The sequence below is a fragment of the Actinoplanes oryzae genome (genome assembly GCF_030757795.1).
Classification (GTDB): domain Bacteria; phylum Actinomycetota; class Actinomycetes; order Mycobacteriales; family Micromonosporaceae; genus Actinoplanes.
The window spans coordinates 19,966-34,238 of sequence record NZ_JAUQWH010000008.1 but is presented as its reverse complement, the minus strand read 5'-3'; the positions used below and the strand labels follow the sequence as shown (position 1 = coordinate 34,238).

Annotated in this window: 13 protein-coding genes; 11 read left to right on the top strand and 2 right to left on the bottom strand. The window is 71.8% G+C overall.

Annotated elements, in window-relative coordinates:
- Positions 1–18: 18 nt before the first annotated feature.
- Positions 19–1,737 carry an AIPR family protein gene (locus tag RBH18_RS04780; protein WP_306204683.1) on the top strand — a complete coding sequence of 573 codons (1,719 nt, stop codon included), beginning with the start codon at positions 19–21 and terminating at the stop codon, positions 1,735–1,737.
- Positions 1,738–1,827: 90 nt separating this feature from the next.
- Here RBH18_RS04780 and uxaC read toward each other — a convergent pair whose 3' ends face one another.
- Entirely contained in the window at positions 1,828–3,177 is a 1,350-nt protein-coding gene (gene uxaC, locus RBH18_RS04775; RefSeq protein ID WP_306204682.1) for a glucuronate isomerase, read from the bottom strand.
- A gap of 136 nt (positions 3,178–3,313) precedes the next feature.
- On the opposite strand from uxaC, the gene RBH18_RS04770 reads away from it, so the two are divergent.
- From RBH18_RS04770 to RBH18_RS04740, 7 genes are read left to right on the top strand one after another with little or no spacing between them, the layout of a single operon-like run.
- Positions 3,314–4,627: an ABC transporter substrate-binding protein gene (locus tag RBH18_RS04770; RefSeq protein WP_306204680.1), complete on the top strand. Its 1,314-nt coding sequence runs from the start codon at positions 3,314–3,316 to the stop codon at positions 4,625–4,627.
- Complete coding sequence (locus RBH18_RS04765) at positions 4,628–5,515, top strand: carbohydrate ABC transporter permease (protein ID WP_306204679.1); 888 nt, start codon at positions 4,628–4,630, stop codon at positions 5,513–5,515.
- Positions 5,512–6,375, top strand: a complete 864-nt coding sequence (locus tag RBH18_RS04760) for a carbohydrate ABC transporter permease (protein WP_306204678.1) — start codon at positions 5,512–5,514, stop codon at positions 6,373–6,375. The genes RBH18_RS04765 and RBH18_RS04760 overlap by 4 nt, the downstream gene beginning before the upstream one ends.
- Entirely contained in the window at positions 6,372–7,331 is a 960-nt protein-coding gene (locus RBH18_RS04755; protein ID WP_306204677.1) for a Gfo/Idh/MocA family protein, read from the top strand. Before RBH18_RS04760 ends, RBH18_RS04755 begins: the two co-directional genes overlap by 4 nt.
- Positions 7,332–7,344: 13 nt before the next feature.
- Positions 7,345–8,172, top strand: a complete 828-nt coding sequence (locus RBH18_RS04750) for a sugar phosphate isomerase/epimerase family protein (protein WP_306204676.1) — start codon at positions 7,345–7,347, stop codon at positions 8,170–8,172.
- On the top strand, positions 8,169–9,179 hold the full coding sequence (locus tag RBH18_RS04745) for a Gfo/Idh/MocA family protein (RefSeq protein ID WP_306204675.1): 1,011 nt from the start codon (positions 8,169–8,171) through the stop codon (positions 9,177–9,179). Before RBH18_RS04750 ends, RBH18_RS04745 begins: the two co-directional genes overlap by 4 nt.
- Positions 9,176–10,066, top strand: a complete 891-nt coding sequence (locus RBH18_RS04740; protein WP_306204674.1) for a sugar phosphate isomerase/epimerase family protein — start codon at positions 9,176–9,178, stop codon at positions 10,064–10,066. Before RBH18_RS04745 ends, RBH18_RS04740 begins: the two co-directional genes overlap by 4 nt.
- Here RBH18_RS04740 and RBH18_RS04735 read toward each other — a convergent pair.
- Positions 9,957–10,994: a LacI family DNA-binding transcriptional regulator gene (locus RBH18_RS04735; RefSeq protein WP_306204673.1), complete on the bottom strand. Its 1,038-nt coding sequence runs from the start codon at positions 10,992–10,994 to the stop codon at positions 9,957–9,959. The genes RBH18_RS04740 and RBH18_RS04735 overlap by 110 nt on opposite strands.
- Positions 10,995–11,019: 25 nt before the next feature.
- Between RBH18_RS04735 and RBH18_RS04730 the strand changes: the two genes are divergently transcribed.
- Genes RBH18_RS04730 through larC form a run of 3 tightly spaced genes read left to right on the top strand, consistent with a single transcriptional unit; the run spans position 11,020 to position 13,821 of the window.
- Positions 11,020–11,856: an ATP-dependent sacrificial sulfur transferase LarE gene (locus tag RBH18_RS04730; protein ID WP_306204672.1), complete on the top strand. Its 837-nt coding sequence runs from the start codon at positions 11,020–11,022 to the stop codon at positions 11,854–11,856.
- The gene (gene larB, locus RBH18_RS04725; RefSeq protein WP_306204671.1) at positions 11,849–12,496 is read left to right on the top strand and encodes a nickel pincer cofactor biosynthesis protein LarB; all 648 of its coding nucleotides are present in this window, start codon (positions 11,849–11,851) and stop codon (positions 12,494–12,496) included. The genes RBH18_RS04730 and larB overlap by 8 nt, the downstream gene beginning before the upstream one ends.
- The gene (gene larC, locus RBH18_RS04720) at positions 12,493–13,821 is read left to right on the top strand and encodes a nickel pincer cofactor biosynthesis protein LarC (RefSeq protein ID WP_306204669.1); all 1,329 of its coding nucleotides are present in this window, start codon (positions 12,493–12,495) and stop codon (positions 13,819–13,821) included. Before larB ends, larC begins: the two co-directional genes overlap by 4 nt.
- Positions 13,822–14,273 lie beyond the last annotated feature (452 nt).

Sequence of the window (14,273 nt, the reverse complement as noted above, 5' to 3'; positions counted from 1 at the left end):
CTAAGCGAGGAGCACGCAATGGATATCGTCATCGACAGCCTGCTCAAGAAATTTCAGGATGATCACGGCCTGACGGCGTTGCCCGAGGACGAGGCATTCGAGGCGTTCGCCGGCTACTGCGTGCTCAGCTCGTACTACGAGAGCGACTTCGATCCCGATGCGTTCCGCATGGGCGGAGGAAATGACCTGGGCATCGATGCCGTCGGCATTCTGGTCAACGGCATGCTGCTGCACGATGCGGCCGAGGTCCGTTTCGCCACGGAGCAGGCCAGGCAGCTCGATGTGCGCATCATTGTGGTGCAGGCCAAGACGAGCTCGAAGTTCGAGGCGAAGGTCATATCCGATCTGGCCGACAACCTGTCCCACGTCGTCGCCCGGGAGGATCTGCCGTACCCCGCTTCGGCCGACGTGGAGAACCTCCGGGAGGCGTTGGGCGCCATCTACGCCAACATCGCGAAGTTCTCCGGCGGAAGGCCCCGGCTGCACGTTCACTACGCCACTACGGGCACGCAAGTCGCCGACCTCCTTCGCCGGAAGGCGGCATCGGCTGTACGTCTGCTGATGAAGTCGGGGCTGTTCGACGAGGCCGAGGTGCTCTGCGTTACGCGAGACGATCTGCGAGACCTCTACAAGCGGGCCACCCAGGCCGTACCTGCCACCTTCGAGATGCCGAAGAAGATCTCCCTGTCGCGCATGCCCGGTGTCGAGGAGTCGCTGTTGGGCTTGCTGTCCGCGCAAGAGCTGGTGCAGAAGGTGCTGACCGATCCGACCGGGCACATCCGCAAGGCCCTGTTCCACGAGAACGTCCGCGACTTTCAGGGCTACAACGGCGTGAACGCCCAGATCCGGGACACGATCCGGGATGCGCACGGCCGCCGGCGTTTCGCTGTCCTGAACAACGGCATCACCATCGTCACCCGGAATCTTCGCGTGGTCGGCGATGAGGTGCACATCCGTGACTTCCAGGTGGTTAACGGCTGTCAGACCTGCCATGTGCTCTTCGATGAGCGGGACCGGCTGTCCGATGACATCCAGGTCAGCGTCCGGGTCGTGCACAGCGAGACGGAGGACGTCATCGCGGGCATCATCGCCGCCACCAACCGGCAGACCGCCGTGAGCGAGGAGGATCTCTCCACCCGGGAGGACTTCCACAAACAGCTGGAGGACTGGTTCGCTGCCCAGGAGCCGGACCGCCGCCTCTATTACGAGCGCAGGTCCAAGCAGTACGCCGCGCGGCAGGACGTCGAGAAGACCAGGGTCGTCAATCGGAGTCAGCTCACTCGCGCCTATGCCGCCATGTTCCTCGGAGAGCCGTCGGCGGTCGGGCACTACCGGGACCTGACGACGCGACGGCGGGACGACTTGTTCCAGGCCGGCCAACTGCCGGACGCCTATTATGCTGCTGCGGCGGCGTATTACCGCCTCGAGTGGCTGCTGCGCACCAGGCGTGTCCGTTCCGCTCTCCGCCCGGTCCGTTACCACTTGATGGCGGCACTGCGATGGCAGATCCTCGGCGTGGATCGTCTTGCCTCGGCTCCCAAGAAGGCGGCTGATCAGTGCCGTCGGCTGACGGACGTCGTCTGGGATTCCGGAGCGGCGGAACGCGCCGTTCTCAAGCTCATCCCGCTCATTACGGAGATCATCGAAAAGGAGGAAGCCGCCGGAGTGCCGCTTGGCGAGATGGTCCGCAATCGGCGTTTTGCTGATGCGGTACGAACAGCCGTCACCAGGGCCTGAGAACTGCGACAGCCGTACGCGGCACAGCGGGTCGGCGACCGCACGAAGTAGCCGCCAACCCCGAGAGCTGCGCCGTGCGGGCGGCTGGGGTCACAGCTTGAACACCGTGCGGGGCTGGTCGGCGACGAGGGCGTGCAGCGTGTCGTGGGCCTCGTCCTCGTCCAGGCGGTGCTCGGCGACCAGCGAGGCGAGGTGGCCCGCATCCAGTCGACGGGACATGTCGTGGCGGGCGGGGATGGACAGGAGGGCTCGGGTGTCGTCGATGAAGCCGGACAGCCGGCTGAACCCGGCCGTCTCGGTGACCGCGCGCTGGAAGTTGCGGATCTCGGACGGGTTGTCGAGGAACCACCAGGGCGCGCCGGCGTAGACCGACGGGTAGAAGCCGGCGAGGGGCGCGATCTCCCGGGCGTACGCCGTGGGGTCGACCGTGAAGAGCACCAGGTGGAAGCCGGGGTACGTGCCGAAGCGGTCGAGCAGCGGCTGCAGCGCGCGGGTGAACTCCGTCGCGACCGGGATGTCGTGGCCGGTGTCCGGGCCGTACCGCGCGAAGGTGGCGGGGGAGTGGTTGCGGTAGACCCCCGGGTGCAGCGTCATGACCAGCCCGTCGTCGCAGGACATCCGGGCCGACTCGAAGATCATGTGCCGCCGGAAGGCCGCCGCCTCGGCGGCCGTCACGGAACCGTCGAGCCCGGCCCGGTAGATGCGTGCGGCCTCGTCGGACGACAACGGCGAGGTGCCCGCGTCGACATGTCCGTGATCGGCGGAGACGGCGCCGTGCGCGATGAAGTACTGCCGGCGCTCCGCGAGCCACGCCAGGAAGGACGCGTAGTCGCCCAGCGCGGACACCAGCGCGGGCCAGCCGGGCTGGTCGATCAGGAAGTAGCGATCGGGGCGGAAGGTGGGTGCCACCCGCACCACCGGCTGCAAGGCGTCATGCACCGCCAGGTCGGAGGCCGGGTCGTCCGTGGTCGCCAGGAAGGAGAGGCCGAAGCTCGCCAGGGCGGAACGCGGCCGCAGCGCCTGACCGGCGATCTGGTCGTAGAGAGCGTCGGCATTGCCGGCCGAGGGCCGCGACGTGATCCCGAAGAACGACGCGAGCGACGACGACAGCCAGTAGTGCACCGGCGTCCCCCGCAGGAGATGCCAGTGTTCGCAGAGCGTCCGCCACGCCTCCCGGGATCGCGCCGGCGACAGGGACGAGCCCACCCCGAGCGCGGACAGGCTCACCCCGCCGGCGTGCAGCAGCCGCGTCACGTAGTGGTCGGGCTGGATGAACAGCGCCGCCGGGTCGGTGAACGGGAGATCGTCCAGCAGCAGCCGCGGATCGACGTGCCCGTGCGGCGAGATGATCGGCAGGTCGCGGACCGCGGTGTAGAGGCGGCGGGCGATGTCGCGCACCGCCGGGTCCGGGGGCAGCAGCCGGTCGGGATGGGGTGCCATGCCGGCCAGCGTCCACACGGTCCGAAGCCCGGGCAAGCGGTTGCCGTTTGTTGCCACGCATCGAAGGAAACAAATGGCAACTCGTTGCCTTTCGCTGACCCGGGGGCGAAACCTTCTCGTAACCAAGGGAGGGGCGATGAGCCGGAGAACAAGGCACGCGGCCGTGGCGCTGGTACTCGTGGCGGGGCTCGCCGGCTGCGGCGGGGGCGACGGCGGGGGCGGCGACGGCGCGACCCTCGACGTGCTGATCGGGGCGAACACGCAGTACCCCCAGGAGTTCAAGGCCTGGCAGCAGTCGATCGCGGAGCAGTTCAAGGCGCAGACCGGCGCGTCCGTGCGGTTCGAGGAGTTCGCCAGCGCCAACGACGAGCTGACGAAGATCCAGACCTCGGTCGTCTCCGGTACGGGACCCGACGTCTACGCCGTCGGCACCACGCTCACCCCGACGGCGTACTCCACGGGCGCCTTCGTGAAGCTCGACGACGAGGCGTGGGGCAAGGTCGGGGGCAAGGACAAGTTCGTGCCCGCCACCCTGGGCATCTCGGGGCCGGACGAGCGGAACCAGGTCGGCGTGCCGTTCGTGAGCCGCCCGTTCGTCATGGTGTGCAACACCGAGCTGTTGCGGGCGGCGGGGATCAGCGAGCCGGCGACCACCTGGGACGAGCTGCGCGACCACGCGAAGAAGCTGACCAGGGACGGGCAGTACGGCCTCGCGGTCGCGTACAAGGACAACTACGACCCCTGGAAGTTCGTCTGGGGCATGTCCGCGCAAGCCGGCAACCCGCTCGTCGACGGCAGGACGGCCAAGGTGCAGGATCCGATCGTCAAGCAGGCGTACGAGACCTACTTCGGCTGGCTGACGACCGACAAGGTCGTGGATCCCGCCGCCGTCGGCTGGACCAACTCGCAGGCGATCGCCGCGTTCGCCGAGGGCAGGACCGGATACATGGCGCTGACCTCCACCACGTCGGCGAAGGCGCTGGACAGCGGGGCGACCAAGGGCAAGTGGACGTTCGCGCTGCTGCCGACCGTGCCGCCCGGCGCGACCGCCCGCCCGGCCGGCGGCGTGGAGGCCGCGAGCATCCTGTCCGGAGACAACCTGCTGGTCGCCGACTACTCCGACGACCAGGACCTCGCGTTCCAGTTCGTCAAGCTGGTCACCGATCAGCAGGCGCAGCTCGACTACTACAAGGCCGCCGGCAACCTGCCCGCCAACGCCGCCGCCCTGCAGAGCCTGCAGTCGGACCCGAAGCTCGTGCCGGTCGCGCAGGCGGCGCAGAAGTCGGTGGCGACCCCGTTCACCGGCGCGTGGGCCGACATCCAGCTGGCCCTGACCAACGTGGTCGTGCAGTCGATCCCCGACCTGGCGAAGGGCGGCGTCCCGCAGCTGGACAGCCGGCTCGCCGACGCGCAGAAGGCGGCCCAGTCGGCCCTGGACCGGGCCAAGTAAGTGGCGAAGCGGGAACCGCGAAGGGACCTGTGGCTGCTCACCCCGGGCGGCCTGCTGATGACGCTGATCATCGTCGTCCCGCTGCTGCTGGCGTTCTACCTGTCGCTCATCGACCTCGACCAGTACACCTTGCGCCGCTGGCTGGACGCACCCTTCGCCGGCCTGGACAACTTCGCCGAGGCGTTCGGCTCGGGGTTGCCGCACGCGATCGGGATCAGCGTCTCCTTCGCGGTGCTGTCCACGGTCGCCACGGTCCCGTTCGGCATCGCCGCGGCGCTCGCCACGCAGAACGCGTACCGGGGAAGGGGTCTGGTCCGGGCCCTTTTCCTCGTGCCCTATGTGCTGCCGTCGTTCGTGGTGGCGACCGTGTGGCGCACGATGCTGCAGCCCGACGGCATCGTCAACACGGTGCTCGCGACGGTGAACATCGACGGCGGGCTGTGGCTGAGCGGGCCGAAGTCGTACTGGACGCTGGTGCTGGTGGAGATCTGGGCGGCCTGGCCCTTCCTCTACCTGATGGCGCTGGCCGGGCTGCAGAGCGTCGACAGCGAGGTCTACGAGGCCTCCGCGATCGACGGCGCCGGCTGGTGGCCCAAGCTGACCCGGGTCGTGCTGCCCTACCTGCGCGGGCCGGTCCTGCTGGCGTGCCTGCTCGCGACCCTCAACCACATCAACAACTTCACCCTCCCGTACGTCCTCTTCGGCGCACCCGCCCCCGACGACGTCAACGTGATGCCGATGATCGTCTACGTCACCAGCTTCCAGAGCCTGCGCTTCGGGCTCAGCGCCGCCATGGCCATCGTGTCGCTGCTGCTCATCGCGATCCCGCTGTTCGTCTATCTGCGCGCCCTCCGGCTGGACGTGCACGAGGAGGGAGGTCGCCGATGAGTGCCTCGTCCGAGGCGCACCGGCTGTTGCCCCGGCCGCTGCTGGTCGCCGTCACGGTGATCCTGTGCGCGATGGTGCTGGTGCCGACCCTCTACATCTTGCTCGCGTCGTTCAACACCGACCTGGGCGTGGCCTCCGGCGAGTTCTGGCCGGGCAGCTTCTCGCTGGACAGCTACGGCAGGATCTGGACGACGGCCGGCCTGGCGACCGGACTCCTCAACAGCATGCTGGTGTGCGCCCTGGTGGCGGTCGCCTCCGCGCTGCTGGGCACCGTGACCGCGTACGTCCTGGTGCGCCACACCTTCACCGGCCGGCTCACGATCCTGCGGGGTCTGGTCGGGCTGCAGAGCATCCCGGGCACGCTGATGCTGCTGCCGGTGTTCGTGCTGTTCTCGTCGGCCGGCAACTATCTCGGCGTCACCGTCGTCGGCACGCGGTGGGGGCTGTTCCTGGCGTACCTGACCTTCGCGCTGCCCTTCTCGACCTGGGTGATGGTGACCTATCTGCGCGGGCTGCCCCGCGAGCTGGAGGAGGCCGGCCGGATGGACGGCGCCTCCACGCCGCGGATCCTGGCCCGGATCATCATGCCGCTGAGCCTGCCGGCGATCGTGGTGTCCGGGATCTTCGCGTTCCTGCTGGGCTGGAACGACGTGCTGTTCGCCTCGGTCCTGACCCGCCCGTCGACGCGGACCGCGGCGGTGGCGCTGTCGGCCTTCGGAGCCACGCAGGAGGGCGGCGCGGTGCCGGTCTACTCGCAGGTGATGGCGGCGGCGCTGGTCTCCGCGGCGCCGGTCGTCCTGCTGTACCTGGTGTTCCAGCGCTATCTGGTCGGCGGCCTGACCGCGGGCGGCGTCAAGTGATCCGGGCCGCGGTCGTCGGCTGCGGGGACGTGTCGGTCGTCCACCTGCGGGCGATCGCGAACCTTCCCGGCGCCGCCCTGGCCGGGGTGTGCGACACCGACCCGGCGCGCACGGCGGCGCTGCCGGCCCCCGCCTTCACCGACGTGGACACCCTGCTGCGGCAGGTGCGTCCCGACGTCGTCCACGTGTGTACGCCGCACGACCAGCACGTCCCGGTGGCGCTCGCCGCCCTCGACGCCGGGGTCGCCGTGCTGCTGGAGAAGCCCGTCGCGCACACGGTCGCCGAGGCGGAGAAGCTGATCGACGCGGCCCGGCAGACTCACCTACCAGTGGGCATCTGTCTGCAGAACCGCTACAACGCCACCAGCCGTGCGGCCCGCGAGCTTCTCCGGGCCGGGGAGCTCGGCGCGGTCAAGGGCGCGTCGGCCACCGTGCTGTGGCACCGGGATCCGGCCTACTACCGCGCCCGGCCGTGGCGCGGACAACGGGCCCGCAGCGGCGGCGGGGTGCTCATCAACCAGGCGATCCACACCCTCGACCTGCTCGAATGGATCCTCGGCGACGTCGAGCGGATCCGCGGGCACGCCGGCCGGTACGCGCTCGACGGCATCGACGTGGAGGACACGGCGAGCGTGATCCTCGACCACGCCGGCGGGGTGCGCAGCGTGCTGTTCGCCACGGTGGCCCACGCCGTCGACTCGCCGGTGACCATCGAGATCGTCACCGAGCGGGCGACGCTGCTGATCCGGGGCGACCTGACCGTGCGGCACGCGGACGGGCGCGTCGAGACCGTCGCCGAGCCGGCCGCCGCGGGCGGGGGACGCGCGTACTGGGGCGCCTCGCACGAACTGCTCATCGCCGACTTCTACCGGTCGCTGGCGGGATCCGAGCCGTTCGGGATCGGACCCGCCGAGGGCGCCCGGTCCCTGCGCCTGATCCAGCAGCTCACCTCCTGAAAGGACCGGATCCATGTGGACCCTCTCCGGATTCGTCGACGAGATCTCGGCCGACTTCGCCGAGCAGTGCCGGGTGGCCGCCGGTCTCGGGCTGCGGTACGTGGAGCTGCGCAGCGCCTGGGACGTCAACATCCTCGACCTGGATCCCGGGCGGCTCGCCTCGATGCGGCAGACGCTCGCCGGGCACGACCTGCGCGTGTCGAGCATCGGGTCGCCCATCGGCAAGATCGGGGTCGGTGACCCGTTCGAGCCCCACCAGCGCCGGATGCGGCACGCCGCCGAGGTCGCCTACTTCTTCGAGGCCCCGTACGTGCGGATCTTCTCGTTCTTCCTGCCGGACGGCGCGGATCCGGGCGCGTACCGGGACGAGGTGATCGACCGGATGCGCGAGCTGGCCAAGGTCGCCGAGGACGCCGACGTGGTCCTGCTGCACGAGAACGAGAAGCGGATCTACGGCGACGTGCCCGCCCGGTGCCTCGACATCGTGCGTTCGGTCGGCTCCCCGCACCTGCGGCTGGCGTGGGATCCGGCCAACTTCGTGCAGGTGGGCGTCCGCCCGTACACCGAGGGGTACGGCATGCTCCGCCCGCACGTCGCCTACGTGCAGATCAAGGACGCCCTGGCCGCGGACGGCACCGTCGTGCCGGCCGGCGAGGGCGACGGCGAGGTCGCCGAGACGGTCCGCGCGCTGCGCCACGACGGGTTCGACGGGTTCTTCTCGCTCGAGCCGCACCTGGCCGCCGGGCATGCCACCGGCGGTTTCTCCGGGCCGGAGCAGTTCGGCCGCGCCCACCGGGCCTTCACCGGCCTGCTGCAGACCGAGGGGATCGAGTACGCGTGACCAAGCCCAAGTTCGCCCTGGTGGGCGCCGGCGTCATCGGCAAGCATCACAGGCTCGTCGCCGGTCAGCTCGCCGACCGCCTGGACCTCGTGGCCGTCGCCGACCTCGACCTGTCCCGCGCTGCCGCGCTCTCCGGCCGCGCCTACCCCTCGCTCACCGAGCTGTTGCGGAAGGAGGACGTCGACGTGGTCGTCGTGTGCGTCCCCACCGGCCACCACGGGGCGGTGGCCATCGAGGCGCTGCGGGCCGGCAAGCACGTCATCGTGGAGAAGCCCGCCGAGACCACCGTCGCCCGCACCGACGAGATCATCGCGGCGCAGCGGGCGGCCGGCACGCTGGTCACGGTCATCTCCCAGCACCGCTTCGACCCGTCGACCGAGACCGTGCTGGCCGCCATCGAGCGCGGCGACCTGGGACGCATCACCTCCGGGATCGCGTCCGTCGACTGGTGGCGGGGGCAGAGCTACTACGACTCCGGCGACTGGCGCGGCACGTGGGAGCTCGACGGCGGGGGCGCGCTGATGAACCAGGGCGTGCACACCGTGGATCTGCTGGTCGCGGCGCTGGGCCGGCCCGTCGAGGTGTTCGCCTGGACCGGCACCCTGGCCCACGAGCGCATCGAGGTCGAGGACGTGGCGGCCGGCGTCGTCCGCTTCGCGAGCGGATCCCTCGGCGTGCTGCACGCGTCCACGGCGGCCAGCCCGGGACTCAGCGCGCGGCTGCAGGTGCACGGCGACCGGGGCTCGGCGGTCATCGACAACGATCAGCTGGTGTTCCTGGAGACCTCGTCCGAGGAGCGCCTGATGGGTACGACCCGGAGCCGCTCGGTGGCGAGCGATCCGGCCCAGCTCTCCGACTCCCACCGGCTGCAGTACCTCAACTTCCTCGACGCGCTCGACGGCAAGGCCCCGGTGCGGGTGACCCTCGAGACGAACCGGCAGTCGATCGCGGTCATCACGGGCGCCTACGAGTCCGCCCGGACGGGGAAGCCGGTGACGCTGTCGTGAACCGCATAGCCGCCAATCCCATCCCGTACTGGCTCGCGGGCGGCAAGACCGTCCCGGTGTTCGAGGAGGCGTTCCGCGACTTCCAGGAGATCGGGTTCACCGCCGTCAAGGCCGACGTCCCCGAGCACATGACCGCGCCCGCCTACGCGCGCTGGATCGCCGAGTACGGGCTGGCGCCGGCCCTGAGCCTGTTCAGCTCGCCCTTCGACGCCGACCTGCCGGGCGAGATCGAACGGGCCAAGCAGTTCGCGGCGACCCAGACCGCCCTCGGCCTGGACCGCACGATGATCTCCTCCATGGCCGTCCCCGCCCGGCTGGACACCCCGGCGGTCGGCGCGGACTTCGACGAGGGCCGGCTGACCCGGGCGATCGACATGTGCGGGGAGGTGTGCCGGGTGCTGCGGTCCGAGGGGCTGCGGCCGCTGCACCACTCGCACGTCGGCGGCGTCTTCGAGACCGAGGCCGAGATCGTCCGGCTGCTCGACGACCTCGGCCCGGACGTCATCGGCTTCGGCCCCGACACCGGGCATCTGCGCTGGGCCGGCGTGGATCCCGCGGCGCTCGTCCGGCGCTACGCCGACCGGCTCGGCGGGATCCACATCAAGGACGTGTACGCCGACCATCTCGCCGGCTCGGCGCTCAGCTACCAGCAGGCGCAGCGCACGAAGCGGCTGTGGGCCGAGCCCGGCCGCGGCGTCATCGACTTCGACGCGGTGCTCGCCGCGATCCCGGACGGCTACGACGGCGACTTCATGATCGAGGTGGACGAGCCGAGCGTCACCTCGGCGCGCGAGTCGCACCGGATCTCGTACGAGTGGGCTGTCTCCGGTGGGTTGTCGACTGCCGCACGACCAGGCGGACCGGCAGCACCAGGGGAGCGGCGCTGAGGTGGGCCCCCTGGGCGAGGGCGATGCAGTTCTGCACCCCGGTCAGCCCCATCCGGTAGAGCGGCGCCGCCACCGTGGTCAGTGCCGGCTCGACCAGCTCGTCGAGCAGGATGTTGTCGAAGCCGACCACGCTGACCTCGGCCGGCACGGTCACGCCCAGCTTGCGCAGGCCCTTCATGACCCCGATCGCGAGGGCGTCGTTGTAGGCCAGCACCGCGGTCGCGTCGGCCCGGGCCACCCGCCGGGCCGCGCTCAGCCCGGCCAGCACGGTGGGCTCGTGCGGGCCGGTGCGCCGCACGTCCAGGCCCAGCCGGGTCGCGGCCTCCCGCAGCGCCCGCCAGCGCGTGCCGTCGGACCAGCTGGTGCCCGGCCCCGCCACGTAGCAGATCCGCTCGTGGCCCAGGGCGGCCAGATGCTCCGCGGCCCGGTGGATCCCGCGGGCGGTGTCGTTGACGACGCAGCTCGCCTCGGGCAGGAGCCGGTTGAGCAGCACCACCGGCCGCTGCTTGGCCGTCATCCGCAGCGCCGAGTCGGTCATCCGGGAGCTGGCGATCACGATCCCGTCGACGTGGGCGAGTTCCCGCTCGATCGTGCGCCGCTCCTCCTCCGGCGACTCGTTGGTGTGCGACAGGACCAGCTGGTATCCCGCGCGGCGGGCGGCCTCGTACGCGCCCTTGATGATCTCGCCGTAGAACGGGTTCGTGACGTCGGCGATCACCAGCGCGATGGCCTCGCTCGCCGCCCCGGGGCCGGGAGGCCGCCCGCCGGCGGGCCGCGCGGTGCGGTAGCCGAGCCGCTCGGCCGCCTCGAAGACCCGGCGGGCGGTGTCGGTGTTCACGCGGCCGGGCCGGGCGTACGCCCGGGACACGGTGGACGCCGCCACGCCGGCCTCGCGCGCGACGTCGTAGATGGTGGGACGCTGTCCCATGACGGCCATGCTAACGGAGATATCGATGACTGACGATGATTTTGCGGCGACGACCGTGATCCGGGCGGAGCGGCTGCTCACGGGCGTCGGCCGGCTCGGGGTCGCGTTCTCCGGCGGGGTGGACTCGTCGGTGCTGCTCGCGCTGGCCGCCCGGGCGCTGGGCGGCTCCCGGGTGGTCGCGATCCTCGGGGTGTCGCCCAGCCTGGCCGCCGACGAGCGGGCCGCCGCGCACGACGTGGCGCGGCACATCGGCGTACCGGTGGCGGAGGTCCGCACCCGCGAGGGCGAGCGTGCCGAATACCGCGCCAACGGCCCCGACCGCTGCTTCCACTGCCGCGACGAGCTGTTCACGCGCATCGACGCGGAGCTGGTCGACGGCCACCGGCTCGACGCGATCGCCTACGGCGAGAACGTGTCGGACGCCGCCCGTCCGGACCGCCCGGGCGCGCGGGCCGCCACCGAGCACCGGGTGCTGCGGCCGCTGGTGGACCTGGGCCTGGACAAGGCGGCGGTACGCCGGATCGCCCGCGCCTTCGCGCTGCCCAGCGCCGGCAAGCCCGCCGCGCCCTGCCTGGCGTCGCGGATCCCGCACCACTCGATCGTGATCCCGGAGAAGCTGCGGCAGATCGAACAGGCGGAGGCGGCCCTGCGCCGGTTGGGCTTCACCGATCTCCGGGTACGCCACCACGGCGACATCGCCCGCGTGGAGCTCCCACCGGAAGAGCTCGTCCGCGCCGTGACGCCGCCCCTGCGCTCGCGGGTGCACGCGGCCGTGACGGCGGCCGGCTTCCGCTACGCCGCCGTCGACCTGGCCGGCATCCAGTCCGGCGCCTTCACCCTGCCCCTGGTGACCCGTGACTGAGTTCGACCTGGACCTGGGCCGTGCCGCCCGGCGCGGCTACCCGGAGGCCGTCTACTGCGAGGGCAAGACTCCCGCGCAGGTGGCGGCCATCGCCGAGCGGATCCGGCAGGCGGCTGTGGTCACGCTCTTCACCCGGGCCTCCGCCGGGCACGCGGCCGCCGTGCTGGGCGTCCTGCCCGACGCCTTCCACGACGACGCGGCGCGGCTGCTCGCCTGGCCGCCGCGGCCACCGGCGGCGACCGGCGGGCGGGTCGTCGTGGTCGCCGCGGGCACGTCCGATCTGCCGGTGGCCCGCGAGGCCGAGCTGACCGCGCGCTATCTGGGCCGGGACACCGAGCTGATCGTGGATGTCGGCGTCGCCGGACTGCATCGCATCCTCGCCCACCTGGACACCCTGCGCCGGGCCCGGGTCGTCGTCGTGGCGGCCGGCATGGACGGCGCCCTGCCGAGCGTCGTCGCCGGGCTGATCGCCGCGCCGGTGGTCGCGCTGCCCACGTCGGTCGGCTACGGCGCGGCCTTCCAGGGCGTCGCGCCGCTGCTGACCATGCTCAACGCCTGCGCGCCCGGCGTCGGCGTGGTCAACATCGACAACGGCTACGGCGCCGGGCACCTCGCCGCCCAGATCGCGGCGCCCGCGTGAGCCGGGCCCGGCACCTCTGGATCGACGCGTCCGCCGGCATCGCGGGCGACATGCTGCTGGCCGCCCTGATCGACGCCGGCGCCGACCCGGCCGCCGTGCAGCGCGCGGTGGACACGGTCGTGCCCGGCGCCGTGCGCATCACCACGGCGACCGTGACCCGGGCCGGCCTGCGCGCGGTGAAAGCGGATGTCGCCGTGCTCGTCGAGGATCCGCCGCACCGCACCTGGGACACCATCGAGGGGATGCTGGGCGGCCACGCGCGGGCCCGGGCCGTCTTCCGCCGGCTCGCGGAGGCCGAGGCCCACGTGCACGGCATCCCGCCCGGCGAGGTGCACTTCCACGAGGTCGGCGCCCTGGACGCCCTCGCCGACGTCGTGGGCATCTGCGCGGCGCTCGACGACCTGGGCGTCGCGACCGTCTCGGCGGGGGAGGTGGCGCTCGGCTCGGGCACCACCCGCTCGGCGCACGGGGAGCTGCCCGTGCCCGCCCCGGCCGTCGCCCACCTCGCCCGCGGCTGGCGGGTCCGCGGCGGCGGCGGGCGCGGGGAGGCGGCGACCCCGACCGGCCTGGCCGTCCTGCGCACGCTGGCCACCGCCTGCGAGGACCTGCCGTCGCTGCTCGTCGAGGCCGTCGGCGTGGGTGCGGGCACCCGCGACACCCCGGGCCGCGCCAACGTCGTCCGGGCCGTCATCGGCACGACCACCACGCCGGGACACCCGGCCACCACCCCGGGGCACGCGGCCGTGCTCCTCGAGGCCAACGTGGACGACCTCGATCCGCGCCTGTGGCCGGGAGTGCTGGCCCGGCTGCTCGAGGCGGGCGCCGACGACGCGTGGCTCGTGCCGATCCTCATGAAGAAGGGCCGCCCGGCGCACACCCTCAGCGTGCTCTGCCACCCGGCCCGGGCGGACGCCCTGCGCGAGCTGGTCTTCGAGCACACCACCACGCTCGGCGTCCGCGAGCACTCCCTGCGCAAACACCCGCTCGACCGCTACTTCGTGGACGTCCCGGTCGCCGGCGGCACGATCGCGGTCAAGGTCGGCCACCGCGACGGCGTCATCGTGCAGGTCATGCCCGAGTTCGAGCAGGTCGCCGCGCTGGCCCGGGCCCGGGACCGCCCCGAGCGTCAGGTGCTGCGGGAGGCGGTGGCCGCCGCCGCGGAGCAGGGGCTGGTCATCGGAGCCGGAACAACGTCTCCCCGGCCCTGGGCACGACCAGGGTGTCCGGATCCCGCGCGTACGAGGCGACATCCACCGCCGCCGGATCCAGGTAGCCCAGGTTCGCGGCCCGGCACACCTCCTCCGGGATCGAGGTCGCCAGCGTGACCCGGACGCGCAGCCGCTCCTGCCCGGTCGCCGCGTCGTAGGTCCCGGCCCCGCGCAGATGCGTCGAGTGCGCCAGCACGCCCCACGGCACCCGGGCGAAGCGGTCCCACTGCGCCACGAAGTAGTCCCGGCAGTGGTAGCCGATGTCGTAGATCTCCGGGTGCGTGCTCGACAGCTGGGTGACGTGCGGGGCGTACAGGATGACCTCGCCGCCGTCGGCGACCACCGGCTCGACCTTGTAGAAGCCCTTCGCCGCCGTCCAGATCTCCCCGTACATCGCGGGCACGACCGACAGCACCCGGGGCATCGGGCGGTCCCGATAGGTCACGTGGGTCGCGGCGCACACCTCGGCGGCCGACGCCCACGAGGCGCGGGTGTCGCCGAAGGACACCGAGTGCAGCCCGCTGGACGCCACGGGGGTGGCCACCTGGTCGTCCACGGCGGTGTCGGCC